Annotated in this window: 12 protein-coding genes; 5 read left to right on the top strand and 7 right to left on the bottom strand. The window is 63.7% G+C overall.

The genetic code is table 11. From position 1 onward, the window contains the following. The first annotated feature begins 1 nt into the window (after position 1). Both C6V82_RS07665 and C6V82_RS07660 read left to right on the top strand, forming a co-directional pair. Positions 2 to 1,561 carry a uroporphyrinogen-III C-methyltransferase gene (locus C6V82_RS07665; protein WP_102586817.1) on the top strand — a complete coding sequence of 520 codons (1,560 nt, stop codon included), beginning with the start codon at positions 2 to 4 and terminating at the stop codon, positions 1,559 to 1,561. Next, positions 1,558 to 2,826: a heme biosynthesis HemY N-terminal domain-containing protein gene (locus tag C6V82_RS07660; protein ID WP_102586818.1), complete on the top strand. Its 1,269-nt coding sequence runs from the start codon at positions 1,558 to 1,560 to the stop codon at positions 2,824 to 2,826. The genes C6V82_RS07665 and C6V82_RS07660 overlap by 4 nt, the downstream gene beginning before the upstream one ends. Before the next feature lie 197 nt (positions 2,827 to 3,023). Here the strand turns inward: C6V82_RS07660 and ybiO are convergent, their stop codons facing one another. Then, positions 3,024 to 5,348 (bottom strand): mechanosensitive channel protein, encoded by a 2,325-nt coding sequence (gene ybiO, locus C6V82_RS07655; RefSeq protein WP_102586819.1) that lies wholly within the window; start codon positions 5,346 to 5,348, stop codon positions 3,024 to 3,026. Positions 5,349 to 5,564: 216 nt separating this feature from the next. Here ybiO and C6V82_RS07650 point away from each other — a divergent pair, with 216 nt between their 5' ends. Next, the gene (locus tag C6V82_RS07650; protein WP_229843125.1) at positions 5,565 to 6,008 is read left to right on the top strand and encodes a fluoride efflux transporter FluC; all 444 of its coding nucleotides are present in this window, start codon (positions 5,565 to 5,567) and stop codon (positions 6,006 to 6,008) included. Continuing rightward, on the top strand, positions 6,005 to 6,403 hold the full coding sequence (locus tag C6V82_RS07645) for a fluoride efflux transporter FluC (RefSeq protein WP_102586821.1): 399 nt from the start codon (positions 6,005 to 6,007) through the stop codon (positions 6,401 to 6,403). The genes C6V82_RS07650 and C6V82_RS07645 overlap by 4 nt, the downstream gene beginning before the upstream one ends. A 32-nt stretch (positions 6,404 to 6,435) precedes the next feature. Here C6V82_RS07645 and pgi read toward each other — a convergent pair whose 3' ends face one another. From pgi to pyk, 3 genes are all read right to left on the bottom strand, one after another. Further along, on the bottom strand, positions 6,436 to 8,115 hold the full coding sequence (gene pgi, locus C6V82_RS07640) for a glucose-6-phosphate isomerase (RefSeq protein WP_102586822.1): 1,680 nt from the start codon (positions 8,113 to 8,115) through the stop codon (positions 6,436 to 6,438). A 95-nt stretch (positions 8,116 to 8,210) separates the two neighbouring features. After that, entirely contained in the window at positions 8,211 to 8,690 is a 480-nt protein-coding gene (locus C6V82_RS07635; RefSeq protein ID WP_102586823.1) for a methylglyoxal synthase, read from the bottom strand. Positions 8,691 to 8,737: 47 nt separating this feature from the next. Then, the gene (gene pyk, locus C6V82_RS07630; protein WP_107164727.1) at positions 8,738 to 10,204 is read right to left on the bottom strand and encodes a pyruvate kinase; all 1,467 of its coding nucleotides are present in this window, start codon (positions 10,202 to 10,204) and stop codon (positions 8,738 to 8,740) included. 352 nt (positions 10,205 to 10,556) lie between these two features. Here pyk and gap point away from each other — a divergent pair, with 352 nt between their 5' ends. Then, on the top strand, positions 10,557 to 11,561 hold the full coding sequence (gene gap, locus C6V82_RS07625; protein WP_102587451.1) for a type I glyceraldehyde-3-phosphate dehydrogenase: 1,005 nt from the start codon (positions 10,557 to 10,559) through the stop codon (positions 11,559 to 11,561). A gap of 103 nt (positions 11,562 to 11,664) precedes the next feature. On the opposite strand, the gene C6V82_RS07620 is transcribed toward gap, so the two are convergent. The 3 genes from C6V82_RS07620 to C6V82_RS07610 form a co-directional block, all read right to left on the bottom strand. Then, a complete protein-coding gene (locus C6V82_RS07620) occupies positions 11,665 to 12,627 on the bottom strand; it encodes an alpha/beta hydrolase family protein (protein ID WP_102587452.1) in 963 nt (320 codons plus the stop codon). A gap of 110 nt (positions 12,628 to 12,737) precedes the next feature. Further along, on the bottom strand, positions 12,738 to 13,901 hold the full coding sequence (gene nspC, locus C6V82_RS07615) for a carboxynorspermidine decarboxylase (protein WP_229843124.1): 1,164 nt from the start codon (positions 13,899 to 13,901) through the stop codon (positions 12,738 to 12,740). Next, positions 13,898 to 15,097, bottom strand: a complete 1,200-nt coding sequence (locus tag C6V82_RS07610; RefSeq protein WP_102587453.1) for a saccharopine dehydrogenase family protein — start codon at positions 15,095 to 15,097, stop codon at positions 13,898 to 13,900. The genes nspC and C6V82_RS07610 overlap by 4 nt, the downstream gene beginning before the upstream one ends. Between the last annotated feature and the right edge of the window lie 197 nt (positions 15,098 to 15,294).

Raw genomic sequence — 15,294 nt, 5'->3', positions numbered from 1 at the left:
GATGAGCAAGCAACCACACGATCAGGATGAACAGCAGACGCCTTCCGGCACGGACTCGGCGACCTCCGGCAGTAGCGGCAAGGGGAATGCTTCCAGCCGCCGCCGTTCGCGCCGCTACGACAAGGCCGGTGGCACGGCGAAGGGCGATGCCGTCGCCAGCCAGAGCGGTTCAGGCCAGAGCAGCCCTGGCGAGAGTCGCGTCAGCGAAGATAAGCCGACAACGGGTAGCACTCCGGGCGGGTCGCCAGGTCGCGCCGATGCGGCCAAGCCGTCGACCTCTCAGTCATCTGGTGCGTCAACCGATGCGGCCAAGCCTACGACTGGCACGGCAACTGACACCTCTGTTGGCAAATCGTCCAGCCAGTCTTCTCCGTCCGACAAGCCATCCGCGAGCGGTAGCGACAAGTCAGCCGCCAACTCCCCGGGGAAAGCATCTTCTGGCAGCGCTGACAGGCCCGCACCGAAAGCTGCTTCGGGCGGTGTCGGCAAGGCGACCACAACGCCCGCGGGGGGCGGTGATGGCAAGGGCGGCGGCAAGGCGGGCATCGTCGCCCTGGTACTGGTGATCCTGCTGGCGGTTGGTGTATTGGTATTCGGTTGGCAGGCCTGGCAGAAGTTCGACGCACAGCAGGCCAGATTGTCCGAGCTAGAGGCGCGCACCAGCGAGGCCGCCACCGCAAGCCAGCTCAGTGAACTGGAAACCCGTCTGGACGAGGGCGAGAGTGAACGCGATGCCGAGCTCGAAGGTGCGCTTGGCGAGTTGCGCGATGAATTCTCGAGCTATCGTAGCGAGGTCGATGACGCCCTCGACCGGGTGCTCGCCGAGCTTTCAAGCGAACAGGAAACCGACGAGCGCGACTGGCTGCACGCCGAGGCCGCCTACCTGCTGCGCCTGGCCAATCAGCGTCTGCAACTGGAAGGCGACGTGATGGGCTCGGCCGCCTTGCTGCGTACCGCCGATCAGCGACTGCGCGAGGCAGACAACCCGGCACTGGTGCCGGTGCGTCGTGAAATCGCCGCCGATCTCGCTGCCCTCGATGCCGTGCCGCAGATCGATCGCACTGGGCTGTGGCTCACGCTGAATGCCCAGCAGGAGCAGATCGCCGGTCAACCGCTGTCCCAGGATATCGAGGAAATTACCGTACGCTCCAGCATGGAGGAAGCGCCCGAGGGCGCCTGGCAGCAGCAGCTGTCTCGCTTCGGCCAGGAACTCAAGGATCTGGTGACCGTGCGCCAGCACAACGCCGAGCTCGAGGCGCTGATCACCCCGGAGCAGGAATCCTATCTGCGCCAGAGTGTTCGCCTGGTGATCGAGCAGGCCCAATTGGCACTGCTGAAAGAGGAGCAGGAGCTTTTTGAAGCCAGCATCGACAAGGCCTTGACCCTGATCGATGGCTACTACGATACCGACGCCAGCGGCGTGCAGTCGGTGGTCGAGCGCCTGCAGGCACTGAAAAGCGAAGCCATCAGCCCCGAGCTGCCAGACATCAGCGGCTCCCAGCAAGCGCTGGCCGCCTTCATCGAGCGCCGCTTCGAATCGCGCCAGGGAGATGACGCATGAGAAAGCTGATCCTGATCGTCGTCCTGGGCCTGGCGCTCGGCGCGCTGTTCGGCCAGCTGATGATGTCCGTGCCGGGTTACTGGCTGATTCGTGTCGGTGAGACCTCGGTGCAGACCTCCTTCTGGTTCGGCCTGGTGATCCTGCTCGCGGTGTTCCTGGTGCTGCATTTCGGCCTGCGCGTGCTGATGCGGCTCACGCATCCGGTTAGCCGTTTCAAGGTGTGGAACAGCCGTACCCGCAATCGCAATGCCATGAAGCGCACCGTGCGCGGCCTGGTGGCGCTGGCCGAAGGTCGCTGGAAGAAGGCCGAAAAATCGTTGGTCAAGGCCGCCGATGACTCCAGCACCCCATTGGTCAACTACCTGTCGGCGGCGCTCGCGGCACATTACCAGGGCCACTTCGACCAGGCCGACACCCTGTTGAAACGGGCGCACTTGAGTACCGAAGGGGCCGATACCGCGGTGGGCATGATGCAGGCGCAACTGATGCTCGATCGTCAGCAGTACGAGGAAGCCCTGGCGATTCTCACTCGCCTGGATCGCCAGTTGCCCAATCACCCGCAAGTGCTCAAGCAGCTCAAGCAGGCCTACCTTAGTGTCAGTGACTGGGATGGCCTGCGCCGCTTGATGCCGCGCCTGGGAGCCCAGCAGTTGATCTCGCCCGATGAGCGCGAGCAGCTCGAGCAGCGAGCCTATCGGGAACTGATCGTCCGCGAGGCTCGCGATGGTGGCGACATCGAGCAGGTGCGTGGCCTGTGGGCCGATATGCCCGACCACCTGCGCGGCAACATCGAGCTGATCGTGCTGTATGCCGAGGCATTGGTGCGCGGTGGCCAGGAGCCCATTGCCGAGCGTCTGCTGCGCCACTCCCTCAAGGAGCACTGGGACAGCCGCCTGGTGCTGCGTTACGGCCTGCTCGATGTCGATGCCTCGCGCCAGCTGGTGGTCGCCGAGAAGTGGCTTCAGGAACGCCCCAACGACCCCGACCTGCTGCTGACGCTGGGCCGGCTCTCTCTGCGCAACGCCTACTGGGGCAAGGCGCAGGAGTACTTCGAGACCAGCCAGCGACAGCGTCCCAGCGGCGTGGTATGTGCCGAACTGGCACGCCTGTACGCCAACCTGGGCGAGCACAACAAGAGCCAGCTCTACTATCGCCAGAGTGTCGAACTGCTCGACAAGTCACTGCCTTCGCTGCCCCAACCGAGTGAGGACAAGGACGTGCTGGGCGATGGCAAGAAGGGCAAGGGTAAGGCGAAGGCAGGCTAGGCCTTTACCATCGGTATTGCGTTTCGGCGCCGTATAAGCAGCATCCGTATCAGTAACATCCGTATCAGCAACAATAGTGCGGTGATTCGTGGCAGGCTGTGGCAAGTACGTCCTTTGCTATCTCGTTTCGAAACGTCAGCGGGGCTGCCCATATTGGGCAGCCCCGCTGACGTTAGAGGGGAGGTTGATCTTCTGGCTCAGTTCTCGTCTCCCTCCTCGTCAAAGTCACCCTTGAACTGCGGGTTGGGCTTGGCGCGTGGGTCGTCCTCGCCCACCCGGCTCTGTTCGCCGGAACGCGGTTGCCCGCCGGGTCGACCGTTGATATCGAACTTCTCTTGCATGACCCGCAGGTTGGCGGGCGGTGCCTCGCCCTCCTTGCCGACGCCGAAGTAGAGTGTGGTATGCGGGAAGGGAATTTCGATGCCACGCGCGTCGAAGTGCAGCTTGACCAGCCGGTTGAAGGCACGACCCACCGCCCACTGGTTGCCTGGCGTGGTCTTGATGCGCACGCGAATGTTGACCGAGCTGTCGGCCAGGGCGATTACCCCGGCAACCTCGAGCGGGGCGAGGATGCTCATCTTGTGATCCTCGTCCTCGGCCAGTTCGTCGAAGGCTTCGCGCAGTGCCACGATGGCATCATCGATGCTCTCGCGGTAGGCGATGCCATATTCGCCCACGTGGTAGCCGAATTCGCGCATGTAGTTCGATACCGTGTCGACGCTGGAGAACGGGATCAAGTGATAGGTGCCGTTGAGGTCGCGGATGCCCACCGAACGGATGTTCAGGCGCTCCGCGGTGCCGGTGATGCCGCCCACGGTGACCACATCACCGGTATTCATGGCGTTCTCCACCTGGATGAAGATACCGGTGATGATGTCCTGCACCAGCTTCTGGGCACCAAAACCGATGGCCAGGCCCAGCACACCGGCACCGGCGATCAGCGGCCCGATGTTGATGCCGATCTCGGCCAGTACGATCATCGCCGTCATGGTGATCAAGGCGATGGCCAGGGCGTTGCGGAACAGCGAGAGCAGCGTCTTGGCACGGGCGGTGGGTTCACCGGTGCCCGTTTCGGGGTTGAGCTTGTGCTCGATAAGGCTGGCGAGGCCCAGCCATACCCCCAGGGCAATCACCAGGATCATCGCCACGCTGAACAGTTTGGCGACCAGGCCGCGTCCCGCCTCGGAGGCGTACCAGGCCGCGAGGTCGAACGCACCCCAGGCGTACAGCACTACCATCGCCACCACGATCAGGATGAGCGTGCGGATCACGCGCAGTGCATTGGGCACGTAGCTGTTCAGGCGTGGTTCGAGCTGGGGTAGCTTGCGACGCAGATCATCGGACAAACGGATGCGGCGGCCGATGGTCTGGGTCAACAGGCTGGATACCAGCATGCCTGCCACCACGGCGGCCAGCGTCTTCAGGGTGGCGAACATCACGAAGGGCAAGGCATCTTCGGGACGTGTCAGGGTCAGCACCAGCACCATGGTGAAATAGGCGAGTGCGAGCAGGTGCCAAGTGCGCGCGAACAGCTGCAGCGAGACGCGGGTAGCCGCCATGCTGCTCTGGCGCGCCTTGGCGTTGATGGCGTCGCGAATCCGTGCGCGATTCCTGAGCACCACGATGACCGCATACAGGTAGGCACCGAACATGATCAGCGTGCCGACGCTTTGCCCCAGGGCGGGTGCGATATAGACATTGACCAGCGGCACCACCACCATCAGACCGTAGCCAACGAGGCCAATCAGCCGGGCAAGCCAGCGGTTCCAGTAGGAAGCCTCTTCTGCGGTGATCGGCAACAGGCGAAGCCCCTCGTAGCGCGACGAAAACAGCATGCGCACGGCAGCCTTGAGCAGCTCGATCACCAGGAAGGCATTGAGGAACAGCGATGCACGTGTGGAGAGCTCGCCGGTCTCACCGACGGCAAAGGTGGCGATCAGGTTACCCCCGACATAGGCCAGTCCCACGATCAGCACATCGATCAGCGCGGCCACCGCCACACAGATCACCAGCCTGAGTACCGGGGTCAGTCCCTCGCCATTGAGCGACCATTGGCTGATCCTGGTGAATAGCGACTTGGCCAGGCGGCGAACGGCGATGAACAGTACGAACGTCGCCAGGATCACCAGCCCAAGGTTGATGGCCGCACTGAGGAATGCCTGGGTGTCGAAGGTGCTGTCCAGGTCACCGGTGAACATGCCACTGAACACCTGGACCACGTTGTCGAACTGGCTGCTCATGTCGCCCACCACACGACTGGTCACATCAGCCAACTGGCGCGGTAGCGAGCGCTCATCCTCGGCGGGTTGCGTGGCCTCGGGAGCCACTTCCGCCGCCGTGCCGCGCAACTGGTCGATCAGTTGCTGGCGGGTCTCCTCGTTCTCGAGCAGGCTGGCAAGGGTTGCGTTGGCGGGGGGCTCACTGCTGCTGTCCTGCTGCTGGGCCTGTGCAGGGCCAGCGAAAGTGATCAGGGCGATCAGCAGCCAGCCGAGTATCAGGGGTAGGGCTCGCATGGGGTTCACGCGTTGACCTCCATCTCTTGGCGTGTTGATGATGTGTGACTCGAATATGATCCGGCATGATACGGATTTTGTTGATCATCCACGACCCGGGCCACGTGTGCGGTCATGATCATATACAAACATTGTACGTAATATCTGTATAGAGGCCGTACTCGTACACCTTGTCCGAACACCTCTTACATAGCGCGCAGGCTACCAGCCTGGACATCGCACGCCATGCTAGGCTCGCCGGACACCGGCAACGGGATTGAAAGGGTGGAAGCGCGAATGCTGGGAATATTGCTTGTCGCCGTGGGGGGCGCGTTGGGTGGTATGGGCCGCCTGGCGGTGGGACATCGGGTCAGCCGCCATCTTGGCTCGAGATTCCCCTGGGGGACGCTTTTCGTCAACCTGAGCGGCACGCTGCTCGTCGGGTGGCTGGCTGGAAGCCTGCTCGCCGGTCAGCCGCTGACCGGCGAGCGCCTGGCAGGGCCTGGATGGGAGCTGCTGGGCATTGGGCTCTTGGGAGGCTACACCACGGTATCGACGTTCAGCCTGCAGACGCTCTCCCTTTGGCAGCAGGGGCGTAGCCTTGCCGCCCTGGCCAATATCGCGGCAACCCTGATGGGCGGGGGCATGGCGCTGTTGGTTGGCTGGTGGCTGGCTGAGGTGGTGACATGACGGTGTGGCGAGCCTATGCCGCCGTGGGGGCTGGCAGTGCGCTTGGGGCGTCGCTGCGCTACCAAGTGGCGCTCACCCTGATGACATCGCACCACGCGTTTCCCTGGGCCACTCTGCTGGTGAACGTGCTCGGCTCGTGGCTGATTGGTGCCTTTGCCGGGTTCGCTTCACGCAGCGAGCGTGGCCGCGTGGCACGTTGGCAGCCCTTCTTGATGGCCGGGTTGTGCGGTGGTTTCACCACCTTCTCGCTGTTCGGCCTGGAAACCTGGCAATTGCTGAGCCTGGGCCGGCCTTGGCTGGCGCTTGGCTATGTGACGCTGAGCCTGGCGTTGTGGCTTTGCGGCGTCTGGCTTGGCCAGCGGGCGGGGCAGCATGCGGCCACCCGCTGGGGTTGAGCGCCTGGCACGGACTGTGGCAAGAACTGTGGCTAGCCCTTTGACTTGGTGCGTGACTTGCCTGCTTCCTTGCCAGGCTTGTGATCGGCAGCCTTCGGTTGCGAGCCCTGGCCACCATCGAAATGCTGCCGGACGAACGCCAGCAGCCCTTGGGTGGAGCCATCGAAGTCCTGGCTGCGCTCATCGATGCGCTCGCTGATCTCACCGGCGATACGCTTGCCCAGTTGCACGCCCCACTGGTCGAAGGAGTTGATGTTCCAGATCACCCCCTGCACGAACACCTTGTGCTCGTAGAGCGCGATCAGCGCGCCGAGGTTCTTTGGCGTCAGTTCATCGAGCAGCAGCACGCTGGATGGGCGGTTCCCCGGGCAGCTGTAGGGGTCGAGCTGGCTGAGCTCCTTGCTGTCTCCCTGGCTGCCTACCATGAAGGCGTTGGCCTGGGCCAGCATGTTGGTGAGCAGCGCGAAGTGGTGGTCCTCCACGCCGGGCTCTGGCTTCAAGGAGGCGATAAAGTCGATCGGCACATAGCGGGTGCCCTGGTGCAGTAGCTGGAAGAAGGCGTGCTGGCCGTTGGAGCCTGTCTGCCCCCAGACGATCGGGCCGGTCTTGTAGTCCACCGGGTGGCCGAAGATGTCCACCGACTTGCCGTTGGACTCCATGTCGAGCTGCTGCAGGAACGAGGGTAGCTGATGCAGGGCCTGGTCGTAGGGCACGATGGCCTGGGTCTCGGCGCCAGCGAAGTTGATGTACCAGATGCCGATCAACGCCATCAGCACCGGCATGTTGTCGTGGAACGGTGCGTTGAGGAAGTGCTGGTCCATCTCGTAGGCGCCTTCGAGCATGGCGATGAAGCCGTCGTAGCCGATCGACAGCGCGATCGGCAGGCCGATGGACGACCACATCGAGTAGCGCCCGCCCACCCAGGCCCAGAACTCGAAGACGTTCTCCTCGCGAATGCCGAATTCCATGGCCGCCTTGAGGTTGGTGGATGCGGCCACGAAATGCGCCCCCACATCGGCGTCGTCACCGGCATTCTCGAGGAACCAGCGGCGTGCGGTATGGGCGTTGAGCAGGGTTTCCTGGGTGGAGAACGTCTTGGTGGAGACGATGAACAGCGTGGTGGCGGGATCGAGGCGCTTCAGCACCTTCTGGATATGCGTGCCGTCGACGTTGGAGACGAAGTGGAAGCTGAGGTCCGGATGGCGGTACTTGAGCAGGGCGCGGCAGGCCATGTTGGGGCCCAGGTCCGAGCCGCCGATGCCGATGTTGACCACGTCCTTGATGCGCTCGCCACTGTAGCCCTTCCATTCGCCGCTGCGCACCGCCTCGGAGAACTGCTTGATCTGCTCGCGGGTGCGCTGGATCTCGGGCATCACGTCCTGGCCGTCGACCATCAGCGGGCCTTCGCCAAGGTTGCGCAGGGCGGTGTGCAGTACCGGGCGATTCTCGGTGACGTTGATGATGTCGCCGGAGAACATCTGGGCACGCCGCTGAACCAGCGCCGAGTGATTGGCCAATTCGAGCAGCTTGTCGAGCACGTCGCTGGATATCTGATGCTTTGAGTAGTCGAGGAACAAGCCTCCGACGCGCAGGCTCATCTTCTCGAAGCGCTGCGGGTCAGCGTTGAAATAGTCACGGATACGGTCGTTGGCGGTCTCGTCGTACAAGCGCTTGAGCGCTTGCCAGGTCACGCTGCGGGTAAGCTGGAACATGGAAACCTCGCTGTGTGTTATGGCTGTTGTCACAAGGGGGATCGTTGAGGGGAGATCAGGTCATTCAGAGTGGCCGGATGGGTCGACTGAATCGGTCAGTCGGCCACGCGCTCCGAGATCCAGGCGCCGGCATCGGGAATCGACATCTGGTAGTCCTCGCCAAGCAAGGGGGAGCTGATCAGGAAGTCGGCGCTTGCCGCATTGCAGGCCACCGGCACATTCCACAGCGCCGCCAGACGCAGCAGCGCCTTGACGTCGGGGTCATGGGGTTGTGGCGAGAAGGGATCCCAGAAGAAGATCAGTAGGTCGAGGTTTTGCTCGGTGATCAGCGCGCCTATCTGCTGGTCGCCACCCAGTGGGCCGCTCATCAGCCCCTGAATTGGCAGTGACAGCCGCTTGGCAACACGCTTGGCGGTGGTGCCGGTGCCCGTCAGCTCATGCTGTGCCAGGGTGTCGCGCCAGCGTTCGGCCCACTCCAGCAGCTCCTCTTTCTTGCCGTCGTGGGCGATCAGCGCGATGCGTTTGCGTGCTGGCAATGTGCGCTGCACGTTGCGCCGCGGGCGAATGTCGGTCATGTCTCACCTCTGCTGGTTACATCACTCATGTCGCTTGTCGGGCGGTGTCAGGCTTTTTCCACCTTGAGGATCTTCAGGGTGTTGGTGCCGCCATGGGCGTTCATGTGGTCGCCTCGGGTCAGCATGACGTGGTCGCCCACCTCGGCAATGCCCTGCTCCACCAGCAGCGCCATGGCCTGGTCATTGAGCTCTTCCGCCGCCATCTCGCTGGTATCGAAGGGCAACGATACCACGCCACGATAGAGCGCCATGCGCCGCTGGGCGATGGCGCTGTGGGCCAGCCCGACGATCGGCAGGCCCGAGCGAATGCGTGAGGCGATCAGCGGCGTGTAGCCGGTCGAGGTCATGCAGGCGATCGCCGCCACCCCAGAGAGGTGGTTGGCGGCATACATGGCGGACAGCGCGATGGTCTCGTCGATCTTGGTGAAGCCTTCGTGAATGCGGTGACCGGATTCCTGGGCGATGCGCTCGCGCTCGGCGCCCAGGCAGACACGGTCCATGGCCTCGATGGTTTCCACCGGGAAGTCGCCGGCGGCGGTCTCAGCGGAGAGCATCACCGCATCGGTGCCATCGAGCACGGCGTTGGCCACGTCGAACACCTCGGCGCGGGTCGGCAGGGGTGATTCGATCATCGACTCCATCATCTGGGTGGCGGTGATCACCGCCCGGTTGAGCTGACGGGCGCGCTTGATGATGCGCTTCTGGGTGCCGATCAGGCGCGCGTCGCCGATCTCCACGCCAAGATCGCCGCGCGCCACCATCACCGCCTCGCAGGCCTCGATGATGCCATCGAGGGTGGCGTCGTCGGCCACCGCCTCGGCGCGCTCGAGCTTGGCGACCAGGCCGATCTCTTTACCCGCCTCGCCCAATAACTCCCGAGCCTCGCGCATGTCGGCGGCGGTGCGCGGGAAGGAGACGGCCAGGTAGTCGACGCCGATGTCGATGGCGGTCATGAGGTCGGCGCGGTCCTTGTCGGTGAGCGCCGGCGCCGAGAGCCCGCCGCCCTGCTTGTTGATGCCCTTGTTGTTGGAGAGCTTGCCGCCGACCACCACGCGGGTGTGAATGGCCTGCCCTTCGATGCGCTCGACGTCGAGCACCAAGCGGCCGTCATCGAGCAGCAGGCGGTCGCCGGCGTCGACGTCCTCGATCAACTGCTTGTAGTCGCAGCCCACCCGTTCAGCGTCGCCGGCCGCGCCATCGAGCGCCATGTCGAGCACGAAGGGCGCGCCCTCGGCCAGCGTCACGGCGCCGTTGGCAAAGCGCGCGATGCGGATCTTCGGGCCCTGCAGGTCGCCAAGCGCCGCGACACTGCGGCCCAGGCGCGAGGCAATCTCGCGCACCTCGGTGAGGCGGCGGCGGTGATCCTCCGGCGAGCCGTGGGAGAAGTTCAGGCGCACCACGTCGACACCGGCTGAGATCATCGCCTCGAGCACGCCCTCGCGGTCACTGGCCGGCCCCAGGGTGGCAACGATCTTGGTGCGGCGGATGGGCGTGTGCAGCGGTTGAGTCGACATGGTGGGCCTCCTTCAGGGAAGTGATGGTTGTCGAGCCACCACGATAGCGGTTTTATGGTAATTTTACTACATCGCATCAAACAGTCTTTTGGCGCTCCACGCTCTGCCATATGGCGCTTTCGCTAGCCTGAAAACGAAAATCGTCGCGCCGATGATCGAGATGGAATCACGGATTGTGGCACCTTATGTTGTAAAGTTACTAAAAAAATCTTGAGTCCCTGGCAACTTTGCGCCACATTGTTGTCCACACAAACAAGAGCCGTGGGCGTATACGCCAGCATCAACGATGCCTGACCTCTGCCAACCGGCTCCACCGCCATCATCAACAAGACATTACTGGAGGATAGAGGACATGGCGCTGAAGATTGCTATCAACGGATTCGGTCGTATCGGTCGCAACGTACTGCGTGCCCTTTACGAGAACGGTTATCGTGACAAGGTGAAGGTCGTCGCCATCAACGACCTGGGTGATCCTGCATTGAACGCCCACCTGCTGCGCCACGACACCGTGCACGGGCATTTTCCCTTCTCCGTGGAGCACGATGACGAGAGCCTGAGTGTCGACGGCGACCGCATCGCCATCCTGTCCGAGCGTGACCCCGCCGCGTTGCCCTGGAAGTCACTGGGGGTCGACCTGGTGATGGAGTGCACGGGCCTGTTCACCAAGCGTGACGACGCAGCCAAGCACATCAGCGCCGGTGCCAAGCGCGTGCTGATCTCGGCACCCAGCCCGGATGCCGATGCCACCGTGGTGTATGGGGTCAACGAAGACGTGCTGACCGCCGAGCACACGGTGGTGTCCAATGCCTCCTGCACCACCAACTGCCTGGCACCGGTGGCCAAGGCGCTCAATGATACGGTCGGCATCGAGAATGGCCTGATGACCACGGTGCATGCCTACACCAATGACCAGAATCTTTCCGACGTCTATCACAAGGACCCCTACCGGGCCCGGAGTGCGACCCATTCGATGATTCCGACCAAGACCGGCGCCGCCGCCGCCGTGGGTCTGGTGTTGCCGGAACTCGCCGGCAAGTTCGATGGGCTGGCGGTTCGCGTGCCGGTGATCAACGTCTCGCTGGTCGACCTGGTGTTCAATGCCGGCCGTGACACCACCAAGGAAGAGATCAACGAGATCGTCGCCAAGGCCGCCGAGGGCTCAAAGGTGCTGGCGGTCAACGCCCAGCCACTGGTCTCCATCGATTTCAACCACGACGCCAACTCCTCGACCTTCGATGCCAACCACACGCGGGTGAATGGCCGTCTGGTCAAGGTGATGGCCTGGTATGACAACGAATGGGGTTTCTCCAACCGCATGCTGGACACCGCGCTGGCGATGCATGCGGCTGCCAAGTAAGGCGGTATGTCAGCGGCGCACTGACGCGCCGCTGCGGTAAAACGGCTAGACACGACAACGCCGGGGCGACGATCCGCTCCGGCGTTGTCGTGTCCATGGTTTTTCAAAGGCAGGCGCGGGCATGTTGCTGTAAGGGGCTCTCCTGCGGTCGACGCACTCGTCTGCCGGGTGCGTCGGCGGGCAGTTCGCCGCTGTCTAGCCATGCCAGGGCGAGCGGCCACAGAGTGTGACGAAAGCGCTCATGGAAGAAGGCGAAATGACCGATCTGGGCGGCGTCGATGTCTTGCGGGGAGAGGCGCAGGTGCGTTCGCGGGCTTGCCGTGAAGTAGTCGAGCAGGCGTTCAATGGCGACTTCGGTGCCAAACGGGTCGTCGGTAACGCTCAGCGCCAGCAGGGGGGCGCGCAATCCGGTGAAGCAGGCGAGTCGCTGGCGGGCGAGCCGGGCGCCGTGCGATGAGCGATGGCGAAAGCTACGCTCGAAGCCAGGTCGCATGGTGGCCCAGTCGAGTGCCACCCCGCGTGGTGTGTCTTCCATCCAGCCCAGCCGTTTGGCGGGCACGTAGCCCAGTGCCACGGCCAGCAGCGGCATGGCAAGGTGCCACTTCAATAGCATGCCGCGCCGCAGTTCCGGGGGGTAATCACGCCAGTAGGCGAACTGAGACCCCATGCTGAAGACCCGGCGCACCATGGCATTGGAGGGCGCCAAGCCCAGAGCGAACCCGCCGACGGAGTGAGCGACCACATCCACAGGCTGCCCGGGAAACGCGTCTTTAACGTAGCCCAGCACACCCTCGCAATCCTGCTCGCCCCACACGAACCAATTGGCCTTGCAGCGACGCAACGAGGCGGAAGGGCGCGATGCCCCGATGCCCCGGTAATCATAGGTCACCACGTCCCTGCCGTGCTCGTGCAGGTAGGCGGCGAAGCGGTGGTAGTAACGGCTGGCCACCGAGGTGGCCGGGTTGATCACGACCACCGGGCGGGCCGGGTCCGCGGGTGCATGACGCCATTCACTGCCATGCAGGTGGAAGCCGTCGGTGGCCGTGAGGGTGATGGGTTTGGGCATGTGGGCTTCCTTGCGGCGCGACACTCACCACAGGGGTGACGTTGCCTGCCAGAAACGCCACAGGCCTCTATCGAGGCCTATGGACCAAGTGACGTGCACGTTCAGGCTATCTAGCTCAGCCGCTGCATGTAGTCCACGTAGCCGAAGGTCCTGACCGTGCGCACCTGGCGGCTTGCTTCGTCGACACGGCAGATCGACGGCAGGCGGATGCCATTGAAGGTGGTGGTCTTGACCATGGTGTAGTGGGCCATGTCGGTGAACACCAGGCGGTCGCCGATCGCGAGCGGCGCATCGAACGAGTAGTCACCGATCACGTCGCCGGCGAGGCAGGTCATTCCGCCCAGGCGATAGGTGTGAGCCTTCTCGCCGGGTTCGCCGCCGTCGATGATCTCGGGGCGGTAGGGCATCTCCAGCACATCCGGCATGTGCGCGGTGGCCGAGGTGTCGAGGATGGCGATGGGGCCATCATTGTCGACGATATCGAGCACCGTGCAGACCAGGTAGCCGGTGTTCAGCGCGATGGCTTCGCCGGGCTCCAGGTACACCGTCAGGTGCGGGTGGCGCTCCCGGAAGCCGCGGACCACCCGTACCAGTCGCTCCACGTCATAGTCGGCGCGGGTGATATGGTGGCCACCGCCGAAATTGACCCACTTCAGGCCGGCGAGGTAATGACCGAAGCGCTCCTCGAAGGCCGCCAGGGTCGATTCCAGGTCGTCGCTGTTCTGCTCGCACAGGGTATGGAAGTGCAGCCCCTCGAGGCCTTCCAGCACCTCGGGGGAGAGGTCGCGCGCCCGAGTGCCGAGCCGCGAGCCCGGCGCGCAGGGGTCATACAGCGGCACCGCCCCGGTGGAGTGCTCCGGGTTGACCCGCAGGCCGCAGGAGACTCTCCTTGGCGCTGCCGCGACCTGGCCACGAAAGTGTCGCCACTGGCCCGGCGAGTTGAAGCTAAGGTGGTCCGCGTAGCGCAGTACCACCGCCAGCTCCTGCTCGGTGAAGGCCGGCGAGTAGCAGTGCACCTCGCCACCGAAGGTTTCCGCGCCCAGGCGCGCCTCGTCCTGGCCGCTGGCGGTGGTGCCCACCAGGTACTGGCTGACCAGTGGGAAGGTGTCCCACATGGCAAAGCCCTTCAGTGCCAGCAGGACACGCGCGCCACTGCGTGCCTGGACCTGCCCGAGCAGCTCCAGGTTGCGGTGTAGCAGCGCGTCGTCCACCACATAGGCCGGTGACGGACAGGCGTGGATGTCAAAATCAGGCCGCTTCATCCTGGTGGTCATGCCAGCGGGTCGTGGTCGGGGTCGAGCTCGACCACCTGCCAGGGCAGGCCCATCTCGCCGATGCGCGCCATGAAGGGGTCGGGATCGAGTTGCTCGACGTTGAACACGCCCGCCCCCTTCCAGATGCCTTCCAGCATCAGCATGGCGCCGGTCACCGCTGGCACGCCGGTGGTGTAGGAGATGGCCTGGGACTTCACTTCCGCGTAGCACTGCTCGTGGTCGCAGATGTTGTAGATGTGCACCTTGCGCCGCTTACCGTCCTTGATGCCGTCGGCGATGATGCCGATATTGGTCTTGCCCTTGGTACGCGGGCCCAGCGAGGCCGGGTCGGGCAGCACCGCCTTGAGGAACTCCAGCGGGGAAATCTCGGTATCGCCTACCTTGATCGGCTCGATGCTGGTCATGCCGACGTTTTCAAGCACCTTGAGGTGGGTGATGTACTTGTCGGAGAAGGTCATCCAGAAGCGGATGCGCTCCAGTCCCTTGATGTTCTGGCACAGGGATTCCATCTCCTCGTGATAGAGGAGGTAGATGTCCTTCTCGCCGATACCATCGAAGTCGAACTGGCGCTTCACCGCCAGCGGGTCGGTCTCCTTCCACTCGCCCTTCTCCCAGTAGCGACCCTTCGCGGTGATCTCGCGAATATTGATCTCCGGGTTGAAGTTGGTGGCGAAGGGGTAGCCGTGATCGCCGCCATTTGCATCCAGGATGTCGATGCGGTGGATCTCGTCGAACAGGTTCTTCTGGGCGTAGGCGCAGTAGATGTTGGTCATGCCCGGGTCGAAACCACAGCCCAGGGTGGCCATGTTGCCGGCGTCCTTGTAGCGGTCCTGGAAGGCCCACTGCTCCTTGTACTCGAACTTCGCCTCGTCCGGGTGCTCGTAGTTGGCGGTGTCCAGGTAGGGCACGCCAGTACGCAGGCACGCTTCCATGATGGTCAGGTCCTGGTAGGGAAGAGCCACATGGATCAGCACGTCCGGCTTGAACGACTCGATCAGCGCGACCAGGTCCTCGACATTGTCGGCATCCACCTGGGCGGTCTGAATCGGACGATCAAGCTGGCCGGCGATGGCCTGGCACTTCGCCTCGGTGCGGCTGGCCAGCATGATCTCGGAAAACACCTCGGGATGCTGCGCGCACTTGTGGGTGACGACGCCGCCGACGCCACCGGCGCCGATAATCAGGACTTTGCTCATGGGGTTCGAATCCAGATCAGGAAATGATGAACAATGCTGGGGTGTTGCCGGTCGTTGGCAGTGAATGCTTGCCCCGACGCCAGGCTACCCCGGCCTCGCACTCGTCCAGGCCCTGGAGGGTGGACGCCTGGGCGCGATGATGGCTGCCTGTGAGGCCGGTATCAAGTGCTTTTGACGGTGGGGTATGGAGCCCTGGG

Origin of the sequence: Halomonas urumqiensis, from assembly GCF_003028575.1 — a bacterium.
GTDB classification, from domain to species: domain Bacteria; phylum Pseudomonadota; class Gammaproteobacteria; order Pseudomonadales; family Halomonadaceae; genus Halomonas; species Halomonas urumqiensis.
The sequence above is the reverse complement of the archived record's forward strand: the minus strand, read 5'-3'. Positions and strand labels throughout refer to the sequence as shown.